The 3,237-nt window shown below is 62.2% G+C and carries 3 protein-coding genes; all 3 read left to right on the forward strand.

The window, feature by feature from the left end; all coding sequences use genetic code 11:
* Window positions 1–206 precede the first annotated feature (206 nt).
* The 3 genes from BLT59_RS30350 to BLT59_RS30360 all read left to right on the forward strand — a co-directional run bounded on the left by BLT59_RS30350 (window position 207) and on the right by BLT59_RS30360 (window position 3,156).
* The gene (locus tag BLT59_RS30350; protein WP_091789960.1) at window positions 207–1,640 is read left to right on the forward strand and encodes a hypothetical protein; all 1,434 of its coding nucleotides are present in this window, start codon (window positions 207–209) and stop codon (window positions 1,638–1,640) included.
* Between the two features lie 267 nt (window positions 1,641–1,907).
* Window positions 1,908–2,273 (forward strand): hypothetical protein, encoded by a 366-nt coding sequence (locus BLT59_RS30355; RefSeq protein WP_091789964.1) that lies wholly within the window; start codon window positions 1,908–1,910, stop codon window positions 2,271–2,273.
* Between the two features lie 43 nt (window positions 2,274–2,316).
* Entirely contained in the window at window positions 2,317–3,156 is an 840-nt protein-coding gene (locus BLT59_RS30360) for a tyrosine-type recombinase/integrase (protein ID WP_139174174.1), read from the forward strand.
* The last annotated feature ends 81 nt before the right edge of the window (window positions 3,157–3,237 follow it).

Consider the following 3,237-nt stretch of genomic DNA (forward strand, 5'->3'; position numbering starts at 1 on the left):
GCCAAACCCTTCGTCTGGACCAAACCCGCCACCGACATCCTCGCCGCCGTCAGCCGATTCCCTGAACCATCCGTCTGAGTCAGTGCACTAGGACCAACCTTCTACACGTCACGATCCTCAATGAGATCGTCCTTCCAGACCCCGACCTCGATCGAGAGCACCTCGCGGACTTCGCCGCGTCCATCGTCCGGCGCGATGCTCGCGAGATGCTCGGCTACCTGCGCCGTTGGCAGGAGGACCGCCGTAGCGCGATGTCGGCTGTGTTGGTTAAACGCGGGCTGAGTCTGGCACTGGCAGAGGATTGGATTGGGCTCCACGACCGGGACAGACGCTTCTACCACCCCGACAACGTCACGGCCGATGCCGACCGACTCATTGGGTGGAACGAGGTCATCGAGGAGGCGCGACACCGTTTCAAATCCCGGCGCAAGCGAGCGGACCTCGAAGTGACCGACCTCATCTTCTGCCGCGATGACGACAGGTACGAGGCCTACTTGTGGCAGTTGCGCCGGGCAAATCCACTCGACCGAGAGGACATCGTTACGCTCGCCCAGGGCTTCCAGTGCATCTATCGCGAGTTCACCGGCATCACCAAGACGAACTACCCCGAACGGCTCAAGTTCAAGAGCTCAATCGAAAAGGTAATGAAGCGCGAGCGGAAGAAGCTCTACCGCATCATCAAGGAGAATCAGCTTCCTGGCATCGCCGTGACCGGCATGTTCGAGCTGGAGCTCATCGACCTCCGGCACGCTATCGGTGGAGATCATCAGCACAGCGTAAAGGCGAAGACGCTTCGCGTTCTCGCCACCCAAGAGCGCAAGCCGACGAAGAAGCGCAAGAAAGACGAGAAGGCATCACCCGAGACGGAGCGGCGCCGGATGAAGCTCGACGCGAAAATGCGGCTGCTGGACGAGGCCCGTGCACGGATTGCCGCCAACAAGGACATTCCAGACGTCGACTTCCCGGGGCTGCGGTACGCGGTCCTCCTGCACATGCACGTTCTCATCGACTTAAACGGAACGCGGCGGGGAGACGTCGAGCGGTGGCTGACAGGCAAGTGTACCAGCACTCGGAGGTTCTCCGGACAGTGGCCGCTTCCCTATCAGGTGATGGTCAAAGGCTTGTACGAGAACAAGCCGGTCGATGACAGCATCAGGGACATAAGCTTCTACGCGATCAAAGCACCTCTCACGTTTAACTACGAGAACACCGCACCGAAGCGCGACGAGGACCTGCCGGATGCGGACCCCAGACACTTCTCCGACGAGGCGCTCGCGATCCTCGCGTGGCTGCAACAGGGGATCGGTCACGAGAGGCTGAGGATCGCGATCAACTGGCCCGGAGCGGACCAGGAAAAACGCGGCCCCAAGCCTAAGCACACGCCCGTCCCACGGATGACTGACGAGGAGCTAGACGAGGCGCTTGCGATGCGGGGGTCGAGCTTGCCTAGACCGCCGGTGGGCGAGACCGACATCAGTTTCCTTTTTGAGGGAGGGGAGGGTCCTCAAGCTGCATATCGCCCCGAGGCGAGCACATCGACGGCGAGTGAGGGGGATGCCTCAGGAGCTACCGACGACGAGGAGCCAGCGGGTGGGCCCGCGTCGGATCCAGATGATCGGGGTGAGGCGGGAAGGGATTGATACGACACTGCTCTCTTCAATCAGAACGACCAAGGCGGCGGCAGGCGCGACCATAAGCTAGGTAGGACAAGGCGTTAGCTCCCGTTCCAGATCTCCGGCAGAGCCATTCCAAACGGCCTACCGTCTAATTCGCTCTCCCGTGTGCTCAGGGCATCAGGGCGACCAATCAACCCATCGCGACGATCCAGACCTCGCTACACGAGGAGCGAGAACGGCCGAGCTCTGCCTCGGCTGGTCGGGTCATCGCGTCCGCAACCGGAAGCATCCATGACCATCGACCCGACCCGCATCGACAAGGATCACCTACGCGAACTTCGGCACAGCGTGGCCCAAGCGTACGAGATCGATCCCCACCGGCAATACACAGAGCGCGCCGCCGCCAGCCTGCTCGTTCCGCCCGACGAGCGACGGGGTGGCCGCAGTGATGTCTCCACCCTCAAGCGCAAGCGACGCGCCGGCAAGATCCCTCACGTGCCACTCGGCGACGGCTCGGTCGCCTACCTCGGCATGATGCTCTGCGATTTCCTCACATTCGGGGAGCGCTCCGTCCTGCTCTGGGGCTGCGGGAAGGACGGATGCAACGACGGAGGCATGCCCCCAACCCGGACGGATGTCGCTGCTCCTCCTAGCTGAGATGGGGGAGGCCAGAAGCAGATGGAGGTGGTGGGAGAGCTTTATGGGTCGCTACACCAAGCGTGAGCACGCAGCTGGCAAGTTCTGGCTGGACAAACGTCCAAACAGTCCGGCTTGGTGCATCTGCTGGATGGAAGGTCGGCAGCTGCGGCGTAAGTCGACCGGAACCGATGACCTCGATGCGGCCATCCGGGAACTTAAGGCACACTATCTCGCCGGGGACACGCCCGACGTTCAGGATGTCACCCGGGTGCCGATCGCGGACATCGTCCTCGCCTACTACCTTCAGCACGGTCAGCACCTGACTTCCAGGAAGTGGCTAAAGTACGCTATCGATCACTGGATGCGGTTCTTCGGAGAGACCGAAAGCGTATGGGCTGCGACCCGCCCGGCGCGGATCGAGAGATTCATCGATGATCTCCAGCAACGCGGGCTCAAACCGTCGTCGACCAACAATGTGCTGACGGCGGGCAAAGCGGCTCTTGGCCGATCGTGGCGACGCGGAGAGCTAACGCGCCAAGTCCATGTGCCGAGCGTCAAAGTCACGAAGGTGCAGCCGAAAGGTCGGCCGCTCTCCGTCGAGGAATGCGCCGCGTGGCTCGATGCTTCAGCGCCGCACTTCCATGCCTTGCTATTCATCTGCCTTGCCACCGGGAGTCGGCCGGAGGCGGTCAAACAGCTTCGTTGGGCTCAGGTCGATTTCGGCGACGGCCTGCTGCACCTCAACCCCGAAGAGCGCGAGCAGACGTCAAAGCGTCGCCCGGTGGTGAGGATGCCGCCGAGCCTGATCGCGTATCTGCGTCAGCTTCCGCGTGAGTCAGATTTTGTGGTCAGCTACCGGGGTAAGCCGGTCGACCGGTACTACACCGCGCTAGTGCACTGACTCAGACGGATGGTTCAGGGGATCGGCTGACGGCGGCGAGGATGTCGGTGGCGGGTTTGGTCCAGACGAAGGGTTTGGCGC

The organism is Methylobacterium sp. UNC378MF (genome assembly GCF_900103195.1).
In the GTDB taxonomy this organism is placed as follows: Bacteria; Pseudomonadota; Alphaproteobacteria; order Rhizobiales; family Beijerinckiaceae; genus Methylobacterium.